The sequence below is a fragment of the Rhizobium sp. YIM 134829 genome, from assembly GCF_046546455.1.
On the sequence record NZ_JBKHKI010000002.1, the window covers coordinates 293,936 to 316,759 of the forward strand.

The following is a 22,824-nucleotide window of genomic DNA, read 5'->3' on the forward strand; positions in this document are numbered from 1 at the left end:
ACGGCCGGGTCAGAACAGGAAGTAGCGCTGCGCCATGGGCAGGACGGTTGCGGGCTCGCAGGTCAGAAGTTCGCCGTCGGCGCGGACCTCATAGGTTTCCGGATCGACCTCGATCACCGGCGTCAGGCTGTTGTGGATCATCGAGGCCTTGCCGATGCCGCCGCGGGTGTTCTTGACCGCCATCAGCGTCTTGGCAACGCCGAGCTTGGCAGCAAGCCCGGCATCGAGCGAGGCCTGGGAGACGAAGGTGACGGAGGAATTGGTGCGCGCCTTGCCGTAGGAGCCGAACATCGGGCGGTAGTGAACCGGCTGCGGGGTGGGGATCGAGGCATTGGGATCACCCATCGGTGCCGCCGCGATGGTGCCGCCGAGCAGCACCATATCCGGCTTCACGCCGAAGAAGGCCGGGTTCCACAGCACGAGATCGGCGCGCTTGCCAACTTCGATCGAACCGATCGCATGGCTGAGGCCATGGGCGATCGCCGGGTTGATCGTGTATTTGGCGATGTAGCGCTTGACCCGCAGATTGTCGTTGTCGCCGCTCTCGCCCGGCAGCCGCCCGCGCTGGCGCTTCATCTTGTCGGCCGTCTGCCAGGTGCGGATCGCCACCTCGCCGACGCGGCCCATGGCTTGGCTATCGGAGGAGATGATCGAGAAGGCGCCGATATCGTGGAGAATGTCTTCCGCCGCGATCGTTTCCTTGCGGATGCGGCTTTCGGCGAAGGCGATGTCTTCGGGAATGGAGGGCGAGAGATGGTGGCAGACCATCAGCATGTCGAGATGCTCGGCGAGCGTATTTATCGTATAAGGCCGGGTCGGGTTGGTCGAGGATGGGATGACGTTCGGCTGGCCGCAGATCTTGATGATGTCAGGCGCGTGGCCGCCGCCCGCCCCCTCGGTGTGGAAGGCGTGGATGGTCCGGCCCTTGAGCGCCGCAATCGAATCCTCGACAAAGCCGCTCTCATTGAGCGTGTCGGTGTGGATCATCACCTGCACGTCATACTCGTCGGCAACCGAGAGGCAGCAGTCGATCGCCGCCGGCGTCGTGCCCCAATCCTCGTGCAGCTTCAGCGAAGTGGCGCCGCCGAGCACCATTTCGACCAGCGCGCCGGGCAGCGAGGCGTTGCCCTTGCCGGCAAAAGCGAGGTTCATCGGAAAGGCGTCCGCCGCCTCGATCATCCGGGCGATGTGCCAGGGGCCGGGGGTGCAGGTGGTGGCGAGCGTGCCGTGGGCCGGCCCCGTACCGCCGCCGAGCATGGTGGTCAGCCCGCTCATCAGCGCTTCTTCGATCTGCTGCGGGCAGATGAAATGGATGTGGCTGTCCATGCCGCCGGCGGTAACGATCTTGCCCTCGCCGGCGATCGCCTCCGTGCCGGGGCCGACGATGATGTCGACATTGGGCTGCGTATCCGGATTGCCGGCCTTGCCGATCGCCACGATCAGCCCGTCCTTCAGCCCGATATCGGCCTTGACGATGCCCCAGTGATCGACGATCAGCGCGTTGGTGATCACCGTATCGACCGCGCCTTCCGCCCGCGTCACCTGGCTCTGGCCCATGCCATCCCGGATTACCTTGCCGCCGCCGAACTTCACCTCGTCGCCATAGGTGGTGAAATCCTTCTCCACCTCAATGAAAAGCTCCGTATCGGCAAGGCGCACCCGATCCCCGGTGGTCGGCCCGAACATGGCGGCATAGGCGGCACGCGGCATTTTATAGGACATGGGGCTTACCTCGAAAGCTCGGAGAAAAGGGGCGACCGAGCCGCAGCGCGGTCGAAGGTGAAGGTGGTGCTGCAGCCGTTCCGGCTGTTGATCTCGCCGATCGGGTGGTCGGCGACGTCGCCGGGATGTCGCTTGAAGGAGTGAAGCGCAGCCCGAACGACATCGGCATCATGCATGCGGATCTGATGTGCATCGAAGATACGCTCCACGATCGCGGCAATGGTCGCTCTGCTGCATTTGGTTTGCCTGGACAGGACCCAGATCGTTTCCGCGATCACCGCATGATTGACAAGCCCCAGCGTTTCGAGCACCGTTTCCCGAAGCTTGATCGTGCCGGCCGTGATCCGCGCCGTTTCGCCCATCATCCGCTCCATCAGGCCTGCGCCGCGCGCGTCGTTGGCTTCATACCCAGCCGTTGCAGCCGGCCGGCCGCAATCCAGCTGTCAACCAGCCGCGCCTCCGCGGCGAAAGGATGGCCCTCCCAGCCCTGGTGGGTGAAGCCGGTCAGCTGGATGACGGCCGCAGGGGCATCCTCCAGCATGGCCGCGATGACCATCAGGCCGCTGCTCGGCACGACATAATCGGATGGCGGCGAGAAGGGCGCGAGCGCGGCCGTCACGCGGTGATGCAGGCTGGCATCGAGCACGCGGAACGACTTGCCCGAGGCAGCGGCGAAGGCGGCGAAGCCCGGCGTGCCGTCATCGCAAAAGTCGTCGAGTTCGGGATGGCTGAGGGCAAGAGGGGCACGCAACGCCTCGAAGAAAACCGGATCGCGCACGCCCCAGATCTCGCCTGCCGCCATCACGGCCGGGTGGCGGGCCCAGGCTGGCTCCTGCAGCATGGCGCGGGCCGGTCGGCCGGTATTGCACACGGCAACGACATCGCAACGCTCGCCCGGCCGGAAGGAGTGGCAGTCATTGAAGCGGATCACCCGATCGGCCAGAGCGATCGCCGCACCGGCGCTCTCCGGCACCGGTCCATTCCCGACGATCACGATGCGCTCCGAAGCCACAAAATCCTCCTGACTGCTCCCCACCTTGCCAGGCGGTCCCGATCCTGTTCGACTCCCGCTCAGGCGGCGTCGTTATTGTGCCACCAGGGCGGCATCCAGTTCCTTGGTCCGCGCCCGGCTGAGATCAGCCAGGCACTGGGCCACCAACATTGGCTCCATGGACCCGCCGCGTGCCGAAAAGCCGACCAGCGCGCATTGCCCGTCGCGATAGGGGATCCAGGCGCGCTGGGCCGCCCGCAGCGCTTCCGCGGCGCCTGTCATGCCCTCGCCGAGATCGGCGAGATCCTTGTCCATGGCGATCGCCCTCGTCATGGCATTGCGGTAGGCGGTGTTCAGCGCCTGATCGGCCTCGCCATAGTCCTGCCGCGCGCAGATCGTCATGTCGGCCTGCGTGACCGCCTCGCTGCATGCGACCGCAGGCGCATCTTGCGCGCCGGCAGACGCAGGCAAGAGCATCATCAGGCCGAGACCGCCAAAGATCGCTGGGCGGAGCCCGACCAAGCGCCCGCCATGCCTGCGCATTCTCACAACGCGCCCATCACCATCCGGCGGAACCCATAGACGGCACGATTGCCGGAGAAAGGGATCAGCGTCACAGCCCGTGTCTGGCCCGGCTCGAACCGCACCGCCGTACCGGCGGGGATATCGAGGCGTCGGCCATGGGCGGCAGCCCGATCGAAGGACAGGCCGGCATTGGTTTCGGCGAAATGATAATGGCTGCCGACCTGGACCGGGCGATCGCCGGTGTTCGACACCTCGATCGTCACCGTCTCCAGCCCGACATTCAGCTCGATCTCGCCCTCGGCGGCAAGAATTTCTCCGGGGATCATGATCCTCCTCCTTTTCTTCAGGCCGCCTGTGCGGGCGGGCAGCCTTCGGCCTTCAGCACGCGCGCGGTGGATGCGGGATATTTGGCGAGCAGACGCGCCGCGCGCTGCGGCCGTTCGGTAAAGCCGCCGCCACAATTGGGGCAGACGCCGCGAAGCCTGTCTTCCACACAGTCGGCGCAGAAGGTGCATTCGAAGCTGCAGATCCGCGCCTCCGGGCTCTCCGGCGGTAGATCGCGGTCGCAGCATTCGCAATTGGGACGCATGGCCAGCATCGAAGCCTCCTCAGCGGATCGGTTCGTGAACGGTCACCAGCTTGGTGCCGTCGGGAAAGGTCGCCTCGATCTGGATGTCGTGGATCATCTCCGGAATGCCCTCCATGACCTGATCGCGCGAGATGACATGGGCCCCCGCCTCCATCAGATCGGGCACGGAGCGGCCGTCGCGAGCCCCCTCCACGACATAGTCGGTGATCAAAGCGATCGCTTCCGGATGGTTGAGCTTGACGCCGCGCTCCAGCCGCCGCCGCGCTACCATCGCCGCCATCGAAATCAGCAACTTATCCTTCTCGCGAGGCGTCAGATTCATGCGTGTTCACCGAGGTTCATGGGGTTACAGGCTCCAGACTTTCGGCACAGACGCGCCGTCGCGCAAGTGCGAAATCATCGGCACGAGCAGTTTTCTCAAGGAGTAGCCATCCGGCGCCACCAATCTGGCGATGAGCTTCTCCTGGCCGCCGATCGCGACATGGCTGACGGCGCCCCGCCCATCCGCAAGCAGGCTGCGTAAGGCCGGCACATGTCGCTCGCAGCCTTCATCGGTGAAGAGGAGCGTCGCAAAGGCGACCTGACCGTCGAGCGTCGCCGCCTGACTTGTCAGCGCCGCCAAATCGCCGGCAAAGCTGAGCTGGTCGGCATGCAGCAGCACGTCTCCCTTGCGGATGCGCCACTTGTCGCGGAACTGGCCGGTCACCATGCGCTCGCCCATGGCACGCCGGCCGAGCAGCACGGCCTCGACCGCGAGGAAGCGCGCATCGCCTGCCAGATCGACATCGAGCGAACGCGTCATTGAAGCACCGTCGAAGAGGATCGTCTCCTGCGGCAGCCAATGGACCGTGGCCCCGGCGCTTGCCCGGATGGCGGTCGTCACGGTGGTGGTGCCGGCGCTGGCGCGGTAGATCTTTTCGCAGGCCTGGGTGGAGAGCGTCAGATGCGTTCCCGCCCCCGCCTCGAAGCGCCAATCCATCACGTCGCCGCCGGTCAGTCCGCCGGAACTGTTGATCAGCACCGCCTCCATCCGCCCGTCGAACATTTCGGGCAGGCGGATCTTGGCGCAGCCCTCCTGGTAGAATTCCTGCAGCCGGGTCCGCCCGTCGAGCGGCTTGGCGATCAGCCGGCCGCGGCCCCAGGCGCGCTGGGGGCGGCCGATGCTCAAGGCCTCAGCCATCGGCGCGGCCGGACTTTGTGGCGCAGGAGCAAGCAGAGTGGCGGGGGGCATGCAGGCTTCGATCAAACGGTGAGGTGCCGGCGGGCGTCCTGCGTGTCCAGCGTTTCGGCGGGCCCTTCATGCACGATCTCTCCCCGGTCCATGATATAAACATGGTCGGCCAGCTCGCGGCAGAAATCAAGATATTGTTCCACCAGCAGAATTGCCATTCCGGTGCTGTCGCGGAGATATTGGATCGCCCGGCCGATATCCTTGATGATCGAAGGCTGGATCCCCTCGGTCGGTTCGTCGAGAACCAGGATCTTCGGCCGCGTCACCATGGCCCGGCCGATCGCCAGCTGCTGCTGCTGACCGCCCGAGAGGTCGCCGCCTCGCCGGCCGAGCATCGATTTGAGGATCGGGAAGAGCGTGAAGATTTCCTCGGGGATGAAGCGATCCTTGCGCGGCACGGGCGCATAGCCGGTTTCGAGATTCTCCTTCACCGTCAGCAGCGGAAAGACCTCCCGCCCCTGCGGCACGAAGCCGACGCCGAGCTTGGCGCGGTTATAGGGCGCGAGCCCGTTCAGCGCGACGCCGTTGAACCGCACCTCGCCGGCGCTGGTTGCTTGCTGACCGGTAATGGCGCGCAGCAGGCTGGTCTTGCCGACGCCGTTGCGCCCGAGCACGCAGGTGATCTTGCCCATCGGCGCCTCGATCGACACGCCGCGCAGCGCCTGAGCAGCGCCATAGTGAAGATTGATCTTGTCGACGGTCAGCATGGGGCACCTGTCGGGAGGAAGGGGGTGGATCTCGGGAGGGCTGGATGCCGCGCTTGGATGTGCGTCGCGGCTCGCTGTTGAGCGTGCGGAGAAGTCCCGCTCTGCCTGCCGGCATCTCCCCCACAAGGGGGGAGAGGACTCGCGGCAGCCGCCTCGCTCTGCCAAGGACCCTCTTCAAAGTGGACTGAAGAGCGTGCGCCCAGCGGTCTCCCCCCTTGTGGGGGAGATGCCGGCAGGCAGAGGGGGTCTTCGCGGCGGACACCGCCTCGCCCTGGCGCCGACGGCGGCAGCGCCCCACTCACCACCACGCTCTGAACCGCGAACATCGAAACATTGTAATGCATCGCCTCACCGCCCCAGATAGTTTTCGATGACCTTGGCGTCGTTCGAGACGAAGTCGATGGAGCCTTCGGCGAGCACCGAGCCTTCCGCCAGGCAAGTGACCTTGACGCCAAGGTCGCGGATGAAGCCCATGTCGTGCTCGACGACGACGACCGAGCGGGTCTTGGCGATCTCCTTGAGCAGGATCGCCGTTTCCGCCGTCTCCGCATCGGTCATGCCGGCGACCGGTTCGTCGACCAAAAGCAGCTTCGGCTCCTGCGCAAGCAGCATGCCGATTTCCAGCCATTGCTTCTGCCCATGCGACAGGCTGCCGGCCAGTCGGTCGCGCTTGTCACTCATGCGCACGGTTTCGAGGATCTCCTCGATGCGCGCCTTGTCGGCGGCGCTCAGCGTATAGAACAGAGTGGCAAAGACACCGCGTTTGCGGTTGAGAGCCAGCTCGAGATTGTCCCACACGGTGTGGCTTTCGAAGACGGTGGGCTTCTGGAACTTGCGGCCGATGCCGAGCTGGGCAATGTCGGCCTCGTCGCGCTTGGTGAGGTCCACTTGCCCGTCGAAATAGACCGTGCCGCTGTCCGGTCGGGTTTTGCCGGTGATGATGTCCATCATTGTCGTCTTGCCGGCCCCGTTTGGGCCGATGATGGCGCGCAGTTCGCCGGGTGCGACGACGAAGGAGAGCGAATTCAGCGCCTTGAAGCCATCGAAGGAGACGGAGACATTGTCGAGATAGAGGATGGAGTTGGTGATCTTCTGGTCCATGGTGCTCACTCGGCGGCGTGGGCTTGGGGGGTGAGACCGGGCGTTTCAGCCGGCCGCGCAGCGGCTTCGACCCGGCCCTTCTCGGCGGCGGCGGCCTCGCGATAGGAGCGGCGCGTCGCGAAACCCTGCTGAATGGTGCCGACGATGCCCTTGGGCAGGAAGAGCGTGGTGGCGATGAACAGGGCGCCGAGCGCGAAGAGCCAGAATTCCGGGAAGGCAGCGGTGAAGATGCTCTTGCCGAAATTGACGAGCACCGCCCCGATGATTGGCCCGATCAGCGTGCCGCGCCCGCCGACCGCGGTCCAGATGACCACTTCGATCGAATTGGCTGGCGCAAATTCGCCGGGATTGATGATGCCGACTTGAGGGACATAAAGCGCGCCGGCAATGCCCGCCATCATGGCCGAGACGGTGAAGATGAAGAGCTTCACATTCTCGACCCGATACCCGAGGAAGCGGGTACGGCTTTCCGCATCGCGCACGCCGACCAGCACCTTGCCATATTTGGAGCGGGTGATGGCCGAGGCGAGCAGCAGCGCCAGCGCGAGCGCGATGGCAGTGGCGGCAAAGAGCGTGGCGCGTGTGCCGGAAGCCTGGATGTTGTAGCCGAGAATATCCTTGAAGTCGGTGAGGCCGTTATTGCCGCCAAAGCCCATCTCGTTTCGGAAGAAGGCGAGCAGCAGCGCATAGGTCATGGCCTGGGTGATGATCGACAGATAGACGCCGGTGACGCGGGAGCGGAAGGCGAACCAGCCGAAGACGAAGGCGAGAAGGCCGGGGACCAGCAGCACCATCAGCGCCGCGAAGGGGAAGGAATTGAAGCCGTACCAGTACCAGGGCAGCTCCTTCCAGTTCAGGAAGACCATGAAATCGGGCAGGAGCGGATTGGCATAGACACCGCGCGCGCCGATCTGGCGCATCAGATACATGCCCATGGCATAGCCGCCGAGCGCGAAGAAGGCGCCATGGCCGAGCGAGAGGATGCCGCAATAGCCCCACACCAGATCGAGGGCCAGCGCCAGCAGCGCATAGGAGAGATATTTGCCGAGCAGTGGCACCAGATGATCGGGCACATGCAGGGGATTGGCGGGGTCGAGAAGCAGGTTGGCAGCCGGAACGGCGAAGGCGATCAAGAGGATGAGACCGGCGATGACGACCGTCTTCGTCTCATGCGCCGTGATGAAGCGGGTGGTGAACATTATTCGATCGCCCTTCCCTTGAGCGCGAACAGGCCCCGCGGCCGCCGCTGGATGAACAGGATGATGAGGACAAGGATGAGGATCTTGCCGAGCACGGCGCCGGCATAGGGCTCCAGAAACTTGTTGGCGATGCCGAGCGACAGTGCGCCGACGAAGGTGCCCCAGAGGTTGCCGACGCCACCGAACACCACGACCATGAAGCTGTCGATGATGTAGTTCTGCCCGAGATTGGGGGAGACATTGTCGATCTGGCTGAGCGCCACGCCGGCAATGCCGGCAATGCCGGAGCCGAGCCCGAAGGTCATGGCATCGACCATCGGCGTACGGATGCCCATGGAGGAGGCCATGCGGCGGTTCTGGGTGACGGCGCGCATCTGCAGGCCGAGCTTGGAGCGCTTGAGCAGGGTCAGGAGCGCCAGGAAGGTGACGAGCGAGAAGACGATAATCCACAGCCGGTTATAGGTGATGGACATGGCGCCGAAGTCGAAAGCGCCGGACATCCAGCTCGGATTGTCCACCTGCCGGTTGGTGGGCCCGAAAATGGTGCGGATCGTCTGCTGCAGGATCAGCGACAGGCCCCAGGTGGCAAGCAGGGTTTCCAGCGGACGGCCATAGAGCCAGCGGATGATGCCGCGTTCGATGGCAATGCCGACGAGGCCGGTGAAGAGGAAGGCGGCCGGCACCGCGAAGACCAGGGAGATGTTGGAGAGGCTCGGCGCATAGGTCGCGAGCGCCTGCTGCACCACATAGGTCGTATAGGCGCCGAGCATGACCATCTCGCCATGCGCCATGTTGATGACGCCCATGACGCCGAAGGTGATGGCAAGTCCGATGGCGGCGAGCAGCAGGACGGAGCCGAGCGACAGACCGTACCAGATGTTCTGCGCCACATCCCAAAAGGCGAGCTTGGTCTCGATCGATGCGATCTCCCGCTCGATCAGCGGCACGAGATCCGGCGGCGAGGCGGAAAGCGCGGCGGTGAGCAGCGTCAGCGCATCGCGATTGCCGCGGGCGGCGACGTTCTCGATCGCCTTGCGCTTCTCCTCGATGCTGACATCGGTCTTAAGCATGATGACGGCGCGGGCCTGCTCCATCACGGCCTTGATCTCGGCATCCTGTTCCTTGGCGAGCGCGCCGTCGAGCAGGGCCAGATTGTCGGCCTTGCCGCTGGCGAGGATATCGCGGGCGGCAGCCAGGCGCTGGGTGCGGTCGGGGCTGAGCAGGGTCAGCTGGCTCATCGCCTCGCCGATTGCGCCGCGCAGGGCATTGTTGAGTTTAAGGCGGGTGAGGCTCGCCGCCGGGACGCCTTCGACAGCCGCGCCGGTCAGCGGATCCGTCACGCTATCGCCATCGACGACATAGACCGCGCCGCCGGACTTCGGTGCATAGAGCTTTCCATCGCTGAGCTTGTTCAGGATATCCGGCACTGCTGGGTCGCCGCTCGCGGCCAGCGCCTTGACCGCCTCGACGCGCTGGGGGAAGCCGGTTGCGCCGAGGCTATACACCAGCGGCTTCAACCCTTCCTGCGCCATCGCGCCGGTAGCGAGCAGGCCGATCGACAGCGCGACGAGCAGGACCAGGCTTCGGCCCAGGCGGAGGAGTGCTGACGGGACTTGGCGGCGGGAAGAGAGTGAGATCATGGCGTGCGGCTCTCCAGCTCGAAGGCAGTGGGGGCTCGAAGGCAAAGGGGCCCGAACGCTTGGGCAGGTGAAGATCAGGGCGCCGGCCGATCAGCCGATGCTGCATTGTTTTTCCGCAAGATTTTCGCGGAGTTGGCGCGAGAAGTTGCATCCATCGTCAACACCGCTGGCAACCGGAGTGCGGACTATCGACGTTGCATAAACCGTGCCATCCGACGCTCGCCGTTGCGCAGCCCTCGGAAAAGCGCTTCCGCCCAGGTGGTGGGAGGGCGGAAGCGAAGGGGTCTGACTTTGGCGAATGTCATGGTGGGAGCGGCCGGACCGGCCGCCCCTTAGGCTTGCGTCATGAAAACGGTTGCTCGATGCGGGAAGGATCAGGAACCCTTGCCGCCGCACTTGCCCGTTGCAACGTTGAAGTTGCCGCAGGACATCGGCTTGCGCCAGTCGGAGATCAGGTCCTTGGAGTCTGGCAGATAGTCGGACCATTCGTCGCCGACGACCTGTGCGGTCTGCTGGACGATCTCGAACTGACCATCGGCCTGGATTTCCCCGATCAGCACCGGCTTGGTGATGTGGTGGTTCGGCATGACGGTGGAATAGCCGCCCGACAGGTTCGGAACCGAGGTGCCGATGATGCTGTCGAGAACGGCGTCGGTTTCGGTCGTGCCGGCGGCCTCGACGGCCTTCACCCAGGCGTTGAAGCCGATATAGGCGGCTTCCATCGGGTCGTTGGTCACGCGCTTGTCGTTCTTGGTGAAGGCGTGCCAGGTCTTGATGAACTCGGCATTGACCGGCGCATCGACCGACTCGAAGTAGTTCCAGGCAGCCAGATGGCCGACCAGCGGCGCGGTGTCGAGACCGGCCAGCTCTTCCTCGCCGACCGAGAAGGCCACGACCGGGATGTCGGTCGCCTTGATGCCCTGGTTGCCGAGTTCCTTGTAGAAGGGAACGTTGGCGTCGCCGTTGATGGTGGAGACGACGGCGGTCTTCTTGCCGGCCGAGCCGAATTCCTTGATCTTCGCCACTTCGGTCTGCCAGTCGGAGAAGCCGAAGGGGGTGTAGTTGATGATGATGTCTTCCTTCGGAATGCCCTTGGAGATCAGATAGGCTTCCAGGATCTTGTTGGTCGTGCGCGGATAGACATAGTCCGTGCCTTCGAGAACGAAGCGCTCGACACCTTCATTGGCAATCAGATAGTCGACGGCGGGGATCGCCTGCTGGTTCGGCGCGGCACCGGTGTAGATGATATTGCGCGAGGACTCTTCGCCTTCATACTGCACGGGGTAGAAGAGCAGCGAGTTCAGCTCTTCGAAGACCGGCAGGACGGACTTGCGCGACGAGGAGGTCCAGCAACCGAAGACGGCGGCGACCTTGTCGACCGAGATCAGCTCGCGAGCCTTTTCGGCGAACAGCGGCCAGTCGGAGGCCGGGTCGACGACGACGGCCTCGAGCTTCTTGCCGAGCAGACCGCCCTTCTTGTTCTGCTCGTCGATGAGCATCAGCATGGCGTCTTTCAGCGTCGTTTCCGAAATCGCCATCGTGCCCGAGAGCGAGTGCAGGACGCCGACCTTGATCGTGTCTTCGGCGCGGGCAGCGGAAAAGGCGGTGGTGGCGAGCGCACCGGCGAGGAATGCGCTGAGAATATTGGCTTTGAAATTCATTGGTGAACCCCTCTCGTTCGTGGCGACCGCTCTGGGAGGCCGTCGGTCGCAGGCGGACTATCCGACAGGGGTTCGGCGAAGCGAATACGTCAATTGACGTAGGCGATGGGGGGAAAGGCGGACGCGCGAAGAGGCGCCGGATCAGCCGAGTTCGAGCACGGCCAGGAGGTCGGCGCGCACCTGCTCGACATGGTCCTTCAGCGCCGCCGCGGCCGCGTCGAACCGGCCTTCGCGGCAGAGCGCGATCAGGGCGGCATGTTCGCTCACGGCGCGCGCCATCGCCTCCGGCGTCGACAGCTGAAGACGCGTGTAGCGATCGCTGATCTGCAGCAGCGAGGCAACGGTCTGCGTCGTGCGCGGCAGGTCGGCATGGCGGTAGAAGGCCTGATGCAGCGCGGCATTCAGCGTCCCATATTGCGTCTTGTCGCCGGCCGAGGTCGCCGCGACGAACTGCGCCTGCAGAGCGTCCAGCCGGTCAAAATCCTCCGCCGCCAGATGCGGCGCCGAGGCCGCCAGCAGCCGCGGCTCGAGAATGGCGCGGAGGTCGAAGACATCGTGGATCTCCGAGAGCGACAGCGGCGCCACCACCGCACCCTTTTGCGGCACGATGCGGACCAGACCTTCGGCTTCCAGCTGGAACAGCACCTCGCGGATGGGGATGCGGCTGACATTGTAGGTCGCCGCCAGCATGTCCTGGCGCAGCTGTGTCCCCGGGGAATAGACCCCCGACAGAATGGCCTGCCTGAGATCGTCCAGCAGGGCACCCGACAGGGTTCGATGTTTGAGCGCGTCCCTCATCTTCTCCTGATAGCGGGCGGCTCCATCGAAATCCAGCGGCGGACCATGCGGAAACTGCGCCAGTCCCAGCATTTTCCGCAGCGCACTGGACAGAGCCGGCGCGAGCGCTCAAAGTTGTCGGCGCCCTCCCCGGCGCCTCCCCGCATCGCGCTTGCAAGGATCACCTCCGCCCCGATGACAGCCCGCCAGCGCATCATTCCTGTCCGTCGCGATTATAATCGCTGGGTGGCCAATCAGACGCTGGAAGACTATGCGCTGCGCTTTACCGCCAAGAGCGCCCGGCGCTTCTCCGCCAGCCGCATTTCGCAGACGGCCATCGGCGCGATTTCCTTCCTGGCGCTGGAGGCGATCGGCGGCACGATCACGCTCTCCTACGGCACGACCAATGCGGTCTTCGCCATCCTCGCCGCCGCGGTGATCATGCTCGTCGTCGGCTGGCCGATCAGCCGCTATGCGATCCGCCATGGCGTCGATATCGACCTTCTGACCCGTGGCGCGAGCTTCGGCTATATCGGCTCGACCATCACCTCGCTGATCTATGCGAGCTTCACCTTCATGCTGTTTGCGATCGAGGCCTCGATCATGACGGCGGCGCTGGAGCTCGCCTTCGGCCTGCCGCTCTGGATCGGCTATATCATCAGCTCGGTCGTGGTCATCCCGCTGGTGGTCTATGGCGTCAGGCTGATCTCGCGCTTCCAGCTCATCACCCAGCCCTTCTGGATCGTCCTCAATATCCTGCCCTTCCTGTTCATCGCAGCGCTCGACTGGGAGAAGTTCGACCTCTGGCGCGCCTTCGCCGGCATCGATCATTCCAATGCCCAAGTCGGTGGCGCCGCACCCTTCAACCTCGTCGAGTTCGGTGCCGCCTCGGCGGTCATCCTGGCGCTGATGCCGCAGATCGGCGAACAGGTAGACTTCCTGCGCTTCCTGCCGGCCAGCGGGCTTGACCGCCTGCGCCATCGGCTTGCGGTCTTCCTCGCCGGCCCCGGCTGGGTGGTGGTCGGTGTCCCGAAGCTCCTGGCCGGCTCCTTCCTCGCCGTGCTGACGCTTTCTACCGGCGTGCCGTCGCACCAGGCGGCCGACCCCGCTTATATGTATCTGACGGCCTTCGGCTACATGATCCCGCAGGAGACGGCGGCCCTCCTGCTGATGGCGGCCTTCGTGGTCGTCTCGCAGCTGAAGATCAACGTGATGAACGCCTATGCGGGCTCGCTCGCCTGGTCGAACTTCTTTTCCCGCCTCACCCACAGCCATCCCGGCCGGGTGGTCTGGCTGGTCTTCAACGTGGCGATCGCACTTCTGCTGATGGAGCTCGGCATCTACCGGCTGCTGGAGGCGACGCTCGGCATCTTCTCGATCATCGCCATGTCCTGGCTCGCGACGCTCTCGGCCGATCTCGTCGTCAACAAGCCGCTCGGCCTCTCCCCGCCCGGCATCGAATTCAAGCGCGCCCATCTTTATGACGTGAACCCGGTCGGCCTCGGAGCGATGATCCTTTCGGCAGGGCTGGCGCTTTCGGCTCATTTCGGCCTGTTCGGGCCGCTCGCCGCGTCGCTGGCCACCTATCTGACGTTGGTGGCCTTCCTGATTTCACCGCTGATCGCCTACGCGACCAAGGGCCGGTTCTACCTTGCCCGCAAACCGCGGGCGAACTGGCAGGGGCGCGGGACGCTCACCTGCTCGATCTGCGAACATCCCTTCGAGCCGGAGGACATGGCCTGGTGCCCTGCCTATGCCGCGCCGATCTGCTCGCTCTGCTGCTCGCTCGACAGCCGCTGCCACGACATCTGCAAGCCGCATGCCCGCTTTCATGCCCAGGCGGCGACGGTGGCGCGCGCGGTGCTGCCCGAACGGGCGATCGAGACGCTGTCCAGCAGGCTCGGCCGCTATGCGATCGCCGTCGCACTATCGGTCTCTGCCCTCGGCGCAATCCTCGCCATGATCGCTTACCAGACCGGCGAAGCCTCGCCGCAAGCGGCCGAGGTGATCAATGCGACGATCGCCATCGTCTTCTTCGTCTTTTCGGTCGTCGCCGGCATCGTCTGCTGGTTCTATGTGCTCGCCCATGACAGCCGGTTGGTGGCGGAGGAGGAATCTTCGCGCCAGAACACGCTGCTGCTGAAGGAGATCGCCGCCCACAAGAAAACCGACGCAGCCCTGCAATATGCCAAGGAGACGGCCGAGGCCGCCAACCGCGCCAAGAGCCGCTATGTCGTCGGCCTCAGCCATGAGCTGCGTACGCCGCTCAACGCCGTTCTCGGCTATGCCCAGATCCTCGAGCGCGACGAGACGATCCCGGCGCCGCGGCAATCGGCGATCCGCGTCATCCGCCGCAGTGCCGACCATCTCTCCGGCCTGATCGACGGGCTGCTCGACATTTCCAAGATCGAGGCCGGGCGGCTCCAGGTCTATTCGAACGAGATCAAGATCGGCGATTTCCTCGACCAGATCATCGACATGGTGAGCCCGCAGGCCCAGGCCAAGGGCCTGATCTTCGCCCATGAGCGCGCGCCGAGCCTGCCGACCTTCGTGCGAACGGACGAGAAGCGGCTGCGCCAGATCCTCGTCAATCTGCTTTCCAACGCCATCAAATTCACCGACGAAGGCACGGTGCGCTTCGAGGTCGGCTATCGCAGCCAGGTCGCGACCTTCACCATCGCCGACACCGGCCGCGGGATTTCCGAAGCCGATCTGCCGCGGATCTTCGAGCCCTTCCAGCGCGGCGAGGCCGAGCACATTCAGCGCATGCCAGGGCTTGGCCTCGGGCTCACCATCACCCGGCTGCTCACGGAGACGCTGGGCGGCGAGATCGCGGTGGAGAGCGAGCGCGGCCGCGGCTCGACCTTCCGCGTGCGGCTGATGCTCTCCGCCGTTCGCCGGCCGGCGGCCCTCGCCGCGCCCGCTCTGCGCAAGGCGACCGGTTATGCCGGACCGCGGCGCACCATCGTCGTCGTCGACGACAATCAGGATCATCGCGAGCTGATGCGCGAGGTGCTGATGCCGCTCGATTTCGTCGTGCTGACAGCGGTGGACGGGCCGGACTGCCTGACGCTGATCGAAGGCATTCAGCCGGATCTCTTCCTCGTCGACATTACCATGCCCGGGATGAGCGGGTGGCAGCTGGTGACCAGACTGCGTGACGCCGGCCAGGGCGCGCCGATCATCATGCTCTCCGCCAATATCGGCGATGGCAGCGCGGCGAGCGCCCATACCGGCCATGACGACACGCTGGCCAAGCCCGTCGATGTCCGTCAGCTGCTGAACAAGCTCGCCATCCACCTGAAGCTCGACTGGACCTATGAGGCGCCGACACCCCTTCGCCAGACGCCGGAGCCCGCGACGGCACCGCTGCGCGCGCCCTCGCGCCTGCATCTGGAGGAACTGGTCAGCCTGGGCGAGATCGGCTATGTGCGCGGCATAGAAGCGAAGCTGGCGGAGCTTGCCCGCGACGACACCTTCAAACCCTTTGCCGAAACACTCGGTGCCTATGTGCAGGCCTTCGACATGGCCGGCTACACCGCCTTCCTCAAGGGCATGACGGAGACGAAGGAGACGGCCGGTGAGTGACGCGCGCCCCCTGCCCCGCCGCCTGCCGCCCGGCTACCCGCGCCGCAGCTCCCCCGCGCTCGAGGGCGGCCGATGACGGCGCGCGACATCGTCCTCATCGTCGATGACAGCCCGGAGGCGCTCGGTTTTCTCACCGATGCGCTGGAGCAATCCGGCTATTCCGTGCTGATTGCCACCTCCGGACAGGCGGCGCTGAACGTCGTCGACCGGATCACCCCCGACATGGTGCTGATGGACGCGGTGATGCCCGGCATGGACGGCTTCGAGACCTGCCGCCGGTTGAAGGCCCATGGCGCGGCCGCGGTCGTGCCGGTGATCTTCATGACCGGCTTGACCGAGACCGAGCATGTGGTGCGGGCACTGGAGTCCGGCGGGGTCGATTATCTGACCAAGCCGATCAATATTGACGAGCTGCGGGCGCGCATCCGCGTCCATCTCGCCAATGCACGCTCGGCCCGCTCCGCCCATGTGGCGCTGGATGCCACCGGCCGGCATCTTCTGGCCGTCGGCCGCGACGGCGCCTTGCGCTGGTCGACGCCGCAGGCGACGCGGCTGGTGGAAACCGCACTCGGCGCCGAAACCGGCTTCCAGCAGCTTGCCTCGACCATCGCCCAGTTCATGGAGCAGCGGGCGGGCGAGAGCAGGGCAACCGGAGAGACCCGGCGGACCGACCCTCCCTCACCGCTGGTCATCGAGGCGGACGGAACGGGCGTCCTTCAGCTCGCCTTTCTCGGCGCGATCGGCCAGGACGAATTCCTCTTCCGCCTCACAGCACTCCGCCAGACGAGCGACGAGGACACGCTGCGCGCCACCTTCCAGCTGACGGTGCGCGAATCCGAGGTCCTGCTCTGGATCGCCCGCGGCAAGGCCAACCGCGACATCGCCGACATCCTCGGCCTCTCCGCCCGCACGGTGAACAAGCACCTAGAGACGATCTACGTCAAACTGGGCGTGGAGAACCGGGCGTCTGCGGCGGTGAAGGCGGCGGATGTGTTGCGGCAGGGGTGATAAAGTCAGACCCATTGTTGCGCCGAACCTTCTTTTAGCCAGCATCCCAAGCATTCGGTATCAGGAACGTTCCCTCCTGAGCGTGCAGGTCGCGGAACGCTGCGAACTTCTCTCCGGCCGTCGTCATCAAGCACCCTTCTTATTCGACATTTCTAACATGAACGAAACAGAAAGTGAACAATGTTGGTGGAAAAATGTTAATTTGCCCGAGAGACACGGCTGGAATAGCAGTCGTCACGCTGAAAACCCTCCCTTAAGTCGCCCTCCCCCAAACGCAAGGAGCCCGGCGCAAGGCCGGGCTCCGCGAGATCGGGTTTGCCCTCTCGGGCGAGCCAATCTTAGTCCTGCTGGAAGTAGCTGTACTTGCCGTCCGTGCCCTTCTTCCACTCGTACATGACGTAGCCGGGCAGCTTGGGGTCGCCCTTTTCGTCGAAGGCGAGGTCGCCGAGGGCAGTCTTGAACGGGCCCTTTTCCTTCAGCGTCTTGCCAACGGCTTCGGCGTCGTCGGCCGAACCGGCGGCCTTGATGCCTTCGGCGATGACCTGAACGGCGGCATAGGAGTAGAGCGTGTAGGCTTCCGGGTTGAAGCCGGCAGCCTTGAACTTCTCGACCAGCTCCTTGTTTTCCGGGCGCAGCGTCGGATCGGGGCCGAAGGTGTTGAGCGTGCCTTCGACGGCGTCGCCGGCGATGGAAGCAAGCTCGTTCGAGACGATGCCGTCACCCGAGACGAGGGTGGCCTTCAGGCCCTGGTCCTTCGCCTGGCGGATGATGAGACCGGCTTCGGTGTGCAGGCCGCCCCAATAGATGATCGAGACGCCGGCTTCCTTCATCTTGGCGATGAGGGCCGAAAAATCCTTGTCGCCGACATTGACCGACTCGCGGACGACTTCGGTGACGCCGGCAGCGTTTGCAGCCTTCTTGGTTTCTTCAGCAAGGCCCTGGCCGTAGGGGGTCTTGTCGTCGATGATGGCGATCTTGGAGTCCTTGAACTTGTCGGCCAGATACTTGCCGGCCACGCCACCCTGCTGGTCGTCACGGCCGCAGGTGCGGAAGGTGTTCCACAGGCCACGCTCGGTGAAGACCGGGTTGGTGGCGGCGGGGGTCACTTCCAGGATGCCGTTTTCGGCATAGACTTCCGATGCCGGGATGGAAACGCCCGAGTTGAAGTGACCGACCACATACTTGACGCCGTCGGCAACGAACTTGTTGGCGACCGAGATGCCCTGCTTCGGATCTGAGACGTCATCGCCGAGCACGATCTTGATCTGCTCGCCATTGATGCCGCCGGCAGCGTTGATGTCGGCCGCAGCCTGTTCGGCACCCTTCTGCAGCTGTGCGCCAAAGGCAGCGTTCGGGCCGGTCAGCGGGCCGCCCACGCCGATGACGACGTCAGCCCAGGCCGTACCGCCAAAGGCCACCATCGCAGTCAGCGCAACGGCAGAGAGAAGAGATTTCTTCATAAAATTACTCCCGATCTAGAGGTGAGATTGTCTCTGACCGGTCGCAACACCCACCATGATTGCGCCGGTGTCTTTTCCAGCGGCAAGCCGCCAGTGTTCCCTTATTTTGCCTTCCAGCTGAAAGGCGAGGCTTTTTCGTAGAGCCAGTAATAGCTCGTCGTCATTTGCCGCGTTCGGTAGAACCGGAAGCCGGCGGTAGAAAACAACAAAAGGATGATCGTGTCCACGACGTAGTAGTGCAGGCTGAACATCGTGCCGCCGAAGAGCGCATGATGGACGAAGCGGATGGCGACGCCGAGCAGCAAAGTGTAGATCACCACCGTCGTATAGGTCTGCCAGCCATCGGCAACGCTCTTGCCGGTGCGCCAGGCGGTCCAGCCGCCGATCAGGCAGGTGATCAGCAGGAACTGCAGGATCGAGGGTTCTTCGTGGAGAATGCCTTGCATCTCTTTTATCCTTCACGCGAGGCGGGAGCGGATCGGCCGCTCAAGGAGGGCCGGGCGCTCAATGGTGGCCGCCTTCGAGATAGGCAGCGCGGACTTCCGGATTGGCCAGCAGTTCCTTGCCGCCGCCGCTCATCGTCACCTGGCCATTGACCATGACATAACCGCGATGGGAGAGCTTCAGCGCCGCGAAGGCGTTCTGCTCGACGAGGAACACGGTCAGCCCTTCTGTTTCGTTCAGCTTACGGATCGCCTCGAAGATGCCCTTGACGATCAGCGGCGCCAGCCCCAGCGACGGCTCGTCGAGCAGCAGCAGCTTCGGCCGCGCCATCAGCGCGCGCCCGATCGACAGCATCTGCTGCTCGCCACCGGACAGCGTGCCGCCGCGCTGGGATTGGCGCTCTTTGAGCCGCGGGAAGAGCGTGAAGATCTTCTCGACGTCCTCGTTGAAATATTTGAGGTTGTCGAGGCTGGCGCCCATCTGCAGGTTTTCGTAGACGGTCATGCGCGGGAAGATCCGCCGGCCTTCCGGCGATTGCGCAATGCGCAGCCGGGCGATCTCGTGCGTCGGCATGCGGGTGATCTCGCGGCCTTCGAAGAAGACCGAGCCGGTGCGGGCCTGCGGGCTGCCGCAGATCGTCATCATCAGCGTCGATTTGCCGGCGCCATTGGCGCCGATCAGGCAGACGATCTCGCCCTTGTTGACCTCAACATCGACGCCGCCGAGCGCACGGATATTGCCGTAATAGGTCTCGACGCCCTTGACCTGAAGAAGCGCGCTCACTTCGCACCTCCTTCTTCGCCGGTCACTTCGGCGGCAACCTCTTCCACTTCGGCAATCACGTCCTCGACCTCATCGTCCTCGACACCCAGATAGGCCGCGATGACCTTCGGATCGTTCTTCACGAAGTCCGGCGTTCCATCCGAGATCTTCTGTCCATATTCCAGCACCACCACATGGTCGGAGATCTCCATGACCACGGACATGTCGTGCTCGATCAAAAGCAGCGACGTACCGCTGTCGGCACGGATGCCGCGCAACAAGGTGTTCAGCGCCAGGGATTCGCGCGGATTAAGGCCAGCCGCCGGCTCATCCAGGCAGAGAAGCTCCGGCCCCGTGCACATGGCCCGGGCGATCTCCAGCCGGCGCTGGGCGCCATAGGGCAGATCACCGGCGGGATCATCGGCCCGGTCCAGAAGCGAGGCCTTGTCCAGCCAGTACTTTGCGAGCTCGATCGAGTCCTTCGAGGCGCGGCGATAGGCCGGGAAGCCGAGCAGGCCGAGGAAGGTATAGCCGGACGCCCGCATCAGCGCATTGTGCTGCGCGACCAGCAGGTTTTCGAGCACCGTCAGACCGGTGAAGAGCCGGATGTTCTGGAAGGTACGGGCGACCTTCGCATGTTTGGTGATCTCGAAATCCGGCAGGCGCTCCAGCAGGTACTCCTTGCCAGCCTTCTGACGCATGGTGATCATGCCCATGGTCGGCTTGTAGAAGCCGGTAATGCAGTTGAACACCGTCGTCTTGCCGGCGCCGTTCGGGCCGATCAGCGCGGTGATCTCGCCGCGATAGGCTTCGAAGGAGAAGTCGTTGATCGCCATCAGGCCGCCGAAGCGCATCGACAGATGCTCGACCTTGAGGATCGGGTCTTTCATCATGGGGGATCCAGAACTTGCCGTCATCGCCGCAGCCATCAGCCGTGCCCTTCCTTGGTGAAGCTGCCGGAGACGGCCTTGCGCTCGTGCAGGAAGGCAGTTGGCTCGCGCGAGCCGACGAAGCCGCGGGGTTTGAGGACCATGACCACGACCATGGCGAGGCCGAAGATCAGCATGCGGAAGAGTTCGGGCGTGAAGTCCGGGCCGAACACGGCTTTGAGGAAGGAGAGCTCGCGCAGGATTTCCGTGCCGCCGACCATGACGACGGCCGCGACCGCGATGCCCATCAGCGAGCCCATGCCGCCGAGAACGACGATGGCAAGGATAACGGCCGACTCCAGGAAGACGAAGCTTTCCGGGGAGACAAAGCCCTGGCGCGCCGCGAAGAACGAACCCGCAAAGCCGCCGAACATGGCACCGGTGGCAAAGGCCGTCAGCTTGGTGGTGACCGTGTTGATGCCGAGCGAGCGGCAGGCGATCTCATCCTCGCGCAGCGCCTCCCAGGCCCGGCCGATCGGCATGCGGCGCAGGCGGATGGTGACATAGGCCGTCAGCAGCGCAAGGCCGAGGATCAGGTAGAAGAGGAAGATCTTGTAATAGGCCGAGGACGACGCCAGGCCGAAGGCCTTGGAGAAGCTGGTCGGCGAGGAGGCATCGAAGGTGTAGATGCCGAACAGGGTTGCCTTGGCGATGCCCGAGATCCCGAACGTGCCCTTCGTCACTTCCGTCCAGTTGATCAGCACCAGGCGGATAATCTCCCCGAAGGCGAGCGTCACGATCGCGAGATAGTCCCCTCTCAGTCGCAGGACCGGGAAGCCGAGCACCATGCCCCAGAGCGCCGCCAGCAAGCCGGCGAGCGGCAGCAGCAGCCAGAAGGACAGGCCGAGATAGGTGGAGAGCAGCGCATAGGAATAGGCGCCGACCGCATAGAAGGCGACATAGCCGAGATCGAGCAGGCCGGCGAGACCGACGACGATGTTCAGCCCCCAGGCGAGCATGACGTAGATCAGGATCTGGACGCCGAAATTATCGACCCACTTCAGCGAACCCTGCACGCCGACCAGCGCGATGATGACCGGCGGATAGAAGAGCAGCGCGATAATGGCGATGCGCGACAGGTTGCGCTTGAAGAAGGAGGGCTTGACGTCCGTCGGCGTGGCGCGGGCGCTTCTTTCCGCCTTGCGGGCCTTCGACCAGGGCTGGACATAGGCGACGACCAGGAAACGGCCGACGGCGGCGACGAGGACGAAGATGGCGAGCAGGCCCCAGCGCTGGCTGAGGATCAGTTCGTTGCTGATGTTCTGCTCGCTCTTCAGGCCGACGAAGAGAATGAACAGGCCGAGCGAGATGAGGCCGGCATAGACGGCCTCGCGCAATGCCAGCGCGGTCCGGTCGGGAGCGGCGGTCGAGGTTGAAGTGGGAATGGAAGCCATAATCATACCTTCTCGACTTCGGGACGTCCGAGAATGCCGGACGGCTTGAAGATCAGCACGATGGCGAGGATCGAGAAGGTCGCCACATCCTTGTAGTCGATGGAGAAATAGGCCGACCAGAGGCTCTCGATGAGACCGATCAGCAGCCCGCCGAGAACCGCGCCCGGCAGCGAGCCGATGCCGCCGAGGACGGCTGCGGTAAAGGCCTTCACCCCCGGGACAAAGCCGTCATTGAAGGAGACGACGCCGTAATACATCAGATACATGGTACCGGCGACGGCGGCGAGCGCCGCCCCCATGATGAAGGTCACCGAGATCGTCCGGTCGACATCGATCCCGAGCAGCGCTGCCATCTTGCGGTCCTGTTCGGTCGCGCGCTGGGCGCGGCCGAGCGGCGTGCGGTGCACGATGTACCAGAAGGTGGAGAGCAGCACGGCAGTGATGACGATGATCAGGATCTGCTTCAGCGAGACGGAGATGCCGAACACATCGTAAACCGTCGAGACCATCGGCGGGATCGGCTTGTTGCGCGGGCCCTGGGTCACCTGGATGAAGTTGGACAGCGCGATCGACATGCCGATGGCGGTGATCAGCGGCGCAAGCCGGAACGAGCCGCGCAGCGGACGATAGGCGACGCGCTCAATCGTCCAGTTCCAAAGGCTGGCGACGAGCATGGCCGCCACCATCATCAGGACCAGCATGACGACGATCGGCAGGCCGGCGAAGAAACTGGTCAAGACGAGAAAGACGATCAGTGCCGCAAAGCCGCCCAACATGAAAATGTCGCCATGGGCGAAGTTGATCATGCCGATGATGCCATAGACCATCGTGTAACCGATGGCGATCATTCCATAAATAGATCCGAGAGTCAGCCCGTTGACGAGCTGCTGGACGAAGTACTCCATCAAACTTCCCCTGAGCTGGATTGCCACTGTTCCAGCCTGTTGTCGTCGGCCTTTGCCCGGCCGCCATTTGCGGCGATTCCATACCGTTTTGGATCGAAAAGAAAAGCACAAAAAAGAAGCAGCCAACAGTTTCTTTACGCGATGGTGACGTTTCGACCAAATTGGTTTCACGCTGCACGGAAACGTGAAGA

At 64.2% G+C, this 22,824-nt stretch carries 22 protein-coding genes; 2 read left to right on the forward strand and 20 right to left on the reverse strand.

Annotated features, from left to right (window positions below):
• Positions 1-9: 9 nt before the first annotated feature.
• From ureC to ACLE20_RS06370, 14 genes are all read right to left on the reverse strand, one after another.
• On the reverse strand, positions 10-1,722 hold the full coding sequence (ureC, locus tag ACLE20_RS06305; RefSeq protein ID WP_410939404.1) for an urease subunit alpha: 1,713 nt from the start codon (positions 1,720-1,722) through the stop codon (positions 10-12).
• A 5-nt stretch (positions 1,723-1,727) separates the two neighbouring features.
• Positions 1,728-2,096 carry a PIN domain-containing protein gene (locus ACLE20_RS06310; RefSeq protein WP_410939405.1) on the reverse strand — a complete coding sequence of 123 codons (369 nt, stop codon included), beginning with the start codon at positions 2,094-2,096 and terminating at the stop codon, positions 1,728-1,730.
• A complete protein-coding gene (locus tag ACLE20_RS06315) occupies positions 2,096-2,716 on the reverse strand; it encodes a Urease operon accessory protein (RefSeq protein WP_410939520.1) in 621 nt (206 codons plus the stop codon). The genes ACLE20_RS06310 and ACLE20_RS06315 overlap by 1 nt, the downstream gene beginning before the upstream one ends.
• A gap of 90 nt (positions 2,717-2,806) precedes the next feature.
• Entirely contained in the window at positions 2,807-3,193 is a 387-nt protein-coding gene (locus tag ACLE20_RS06320) for a lysozyme inhibitor LprI family protein (protein WP_410939406.1), read from the reverse strand.
• Positions 3,194-3,258: 65 nt separating this feature from the next.
• Positions 3,259-3,564 (reverse strand): urease subunit beta, encoded by a 306-nt coding sequence (locus ACLE20_RS06325; protein WP_410939407.1) that lies wholly within the window; start codon positions 3,562-3,564, stop codon positions 3,259-3,261.
• A gap of 17 nt (positions 3,565-3,581) precedes the next feature.
• Positions 3,582-3,836 carry a DUF1272 domain-containing protein gene (locus ACLE20_RS06330; protein ID WP_410939408.1) on the reverse strand — a complete coding sequence of 85 codons (255 nt, stop codon included), beginning with the start codon at positions 3,834-3,836 and terminating at the stop codon, positions 3,582-3,584.
• Between the two features lie 10 nt (positions 3,837-3,846).
• Positions 3,847-4,149, reverse strand: coding sequence for an urease subunit gamma (locus tag ACLE20_RS06335; protein WP_410939409.1), 303 nt, complete (start codon positions 4,147-4,149; stop codon positions 3,847-3,849).
• 24 nt (positions 4,150-4,173) lie between these two features.
• Positions 4,174-5,007 (reverse strand): urease accessory protein UreD, encoded by an 834-nt coding sequence (locus ACLE20_RS06340; RefSeq protein WP_410939521.1) that lies wholly within the window; start codon positions 5,005-5,007, stop codon positions 4,174-4,176.
• A gap of 62 nt (positions 5,008-5,069) precedes the next feature.
• Entirely contained in the window at positions 5,070-5,765 is a 696-nt protein-coding gene (gene urtE, locus ACLE20_RS06345) for an urea ABC transporter ATP-binding subunit UrtE (protein ID WP_410939410.1), read from the reverse strand.
• 348 nt (positions 5,766-6,113) lie between these two features.
• Positions 6,114-6,866 (reverse strand): urea ABC transporter ATP-binding protein UrtD, encoded by a 753-nt coding sequence (gene urtD, locus ACLE20_RS06350; RefSeq protein WP_410939411.1) that lies wholly within the window; start codon positions 6,864-6,866, stop codon positions 6,114-6,116.
• 5 nt (positions 6,867-6,871) lie between these two features.
• Positions 6,872-8,065: an urea ABC transporter permease subunit UrtC gene (urtC, locus tag ACLE20_RS06355; protein WP_410939412.1), complete on the reverse strand. Its 1,194-nt coding sequence runs from the start codon at positions 8,063-8,065 to the stop codon at positions 6,872-6,874.
• A complete protein-coding gene (urtB, locus tag ACLE20_RS06360) occupies positions 8,065-9,705 on the reverse strand; it encodes an urea ABC transporter permease subunit UrtB (RefSeq protein WP_410939413.1) in 1,641 nt (546 codons plus the stop codon). Before urtB ends, urtC begins: the two co-directional genes overlap by 1 nt.
• A gap of 374 nt (positions 9,706-10,079) precedes the next feature.
• Positions 10,080-11,366 (reverse strand): urea ABC transporter substrate-binding protein, encoded by a 1,287-nt coding sequence (gene urtA / locus ACLE20_RS06365; protein WP_410939414.1) that lies wholly within the window; start codon positions 11,364-11,366, stop codon positions 10,080-10,082.
• 141 nt (positions 11,367-11,507) lie between these two features.
• Entirely contained in the window at positions 11,508-12,164 is a 657-nt protein-coding gene (locus ACLE20_RS06370; protein ID WP_410939522.1) for a GntR family transcriptional regulator, read from the reverse strand.
• Between the two features lie 174 nt (positions 12,165-12,338).
• On the opposite strand from ACLE20_RS06370, the gene ACLE20_RS06375 reads away from it, so the two are divergent.
• Positions 12,339-15,731 carry an ATP-binding protein gene (locus ACLE20_RS06375; protein WP_410939415.1) on the forward strand — a complete coding sequence of 1,131 codons (3,393 nt, stop codon included), beginning with the start codon at positions 12,339-12,341 and terminating at the stop codon, positions 15,729-15,731.
• Between the two features lie 72 nt (positions 15,732-15,803).
• Complete coding sequence (locus ACLE20_RS06380; RefSeq protein ID WP_410939416.1) at positions 15,804-16,739, forward strand: response regulator; 936 nt, start codon at positions 15,804-15,806, stop codon at positions 16,737-16,739.
• Positions 16,740-17,077: 338 nt separating this feature from the next.
• Here the strand turns inward: ACLE20_RS06380 and ACLE20_RS06385 are convergent, their stop codons facing one another.
• From ACLE20_RS06385 to ACLE20_RS06410, 6 genes are all read right to left on the reverse strand, one after another.
• Positions 17,078-18,199 (reverse strand): branched-chain amino acid ABC transporter substrate-binding protein, encoded by a 1,122-nt coding sequence (locus tag ACLE20_RS06385; protein ID WP_410939417.1) that lies wholly within the window; start codon positions 18,197-18,199, stop codon positions 17,078-17,080.
• 101 nt (positions 18,200-18,300) lie between these two features.
• Positions 18,301-18,645, reverse strand: a complete 345-nt coding sequence (locus ACLE20_RS06390; protein WP_410939418.1) for a DUF6867 family protein — start codon at positions 18,643-18,645, stop codon at positions 18,301-18,303.
• A gap of 58 nt (positions 18,646-18,703) precedes the next feature.
• Positions 18,704-19,426, reverse strand: a complete 723-nt coding sequence (locus tag ACLE20_RS06395; protein ID WP_410939419.1) for an ABC transporter ATP-binding protein — start codon at positions 19,424-19,426, stop codon at positions 18,704-18,706.
• On the reverse strand, positions 19,423-20,298 hold the full coding sequence (locus ACLE20_RS06400) for an ABC transporter ATP-binding protein (protein ID WP_410939420.1): 876 nt from the start codon (positions 20,296-20,298) through the stop codon (positions 19,423-19,425). The genes ACLE20_RS06395 and ACLE20_RS06400 overlap by 4 nt, the downstream gene beginning before the upstream one ends.
• A 35-nt stretch (positions 20,299-20,333) precedes the next feature.
• Positions 20,334-21,728 carry a high-affinity branched-chain amino acid ABC transporter permease LivM gene (gene livM, locus ACLE20_RS06405; protein WP_410939421.1) on the reverse strand — a complete coding sequence of 465 codons (1,395 nt, stop codon included), beginning with the start codon at positions 21,726-21,728 and terminating at the stop codon, positions 20,334-20,336.
• A 2-nt stretch (positions 21,729-21,730) separates the two neighbouring features.
• Complete coding sequence (locus ACLE20_RS06410; protein WP_410939422.1) at positions 21,731-22,633, reverse strand: branched-chain amino acid ABC transporter permease; 903 nt, start codon at positions 22,631-22,633, stop codon at positions 21,731-21,733.
• Positions 22,634-22,824: the final 191 nt, after the last annotated feature.